Genomic DNA, 843 nt, shown 5'->3' with positions numbered 1-843 from the left:
GCTGCACGGCCATGCAGCAGGGCGGTGATCTCGGTGGCGAGGATCTTCTTGGCCTCATTGATCTCGGATCCGCCGAGCCGTTCGAGTCGCGCCACCTCGTCCAGCGGCAGCGTCGTGTAGAGCTTCAGGAAGCGCGCGACGTCGGCATCCTCGGTGTTGCGCCAGTACTGCCAGAATTCGTAGGGGCTCAGCATCTCCGCATCGAGCCAGACCGCGCCCGAAGCCGACTTGCCCATCTTGGCGCCCGACGAGGTGGTGAGCAGCGGCGTGGTCAGCGCATAGAGCTGCGCGTCCTCCATGCGGCGGCCGAGATCGATACCGTTGATGATGTTGCCCCATTGGTCGGAGCCGCCCATCTGCAGGCGGCAGCCGAGACGCTTGTAGAGTTCGACGAAATCATAGGCCTGCAGGATCATGTAGTTGAATTCGAGGAACGACAGCGACTGCTCGCGATCGAGCCGCAGCTTGACGGAATCGAACGCCAGCATGCGGTTGACGGAAAAGTGACGGCCGACATCGCGCAGGAAATTGACGTAGTTGATCTCCATCAGCCAGTCGGCGTTGTTGACCATGATGGCGTCGTTCGGACCGCTGCCGAATTTGAGGTAGGGCATGAAGTTGCGGCGGATGCCAGCCAGATTGTCTTCGATGTCCTGCGGGGTCAAAAGCTTGCGCGCCTCGTCCTTGAAGGACGGGTCGCCGATCATCGAGGTGCCGCCGCCCATCAGCGCGATCGGCCGGTGACCGGTCTGCTGAAGCCAGTGCAGCATCATGATCTGGATCAGCGAGCCGGCGTGCAGGCTCTTGGCGGTGGCGTCGAAGCCGATATAGGCCGTCACCGTT

1 protein-coding gene is annotated in these 843 nt (G+C 62.2%); it reads right to left on the bottom strand.

Translation table 11 applies throughout. The annotated features are described in order from the left end of the window. Positions 1-843: tyrosine--tRNA ligase (tyrS, locus tag EN893_RS36020; RefSeq protein WP_128362267.1), on the bottom strand; the 843-nt coding region annotated here is incomplete at both ends.

It is taken from the genome of Mesorhizobium sp. M7A.F.Ca.CA.004.04.2.1, assembly GCF_004022825.1.
GTDB lineage: Bacteria > Pseudomonadota > Alphaproteobacteria > Rhizobiales > Rhizobiaceae > Mesorhizobium.
This window is presented reverse-complemented; position numbering and strand designations above follow the sequence as displayed.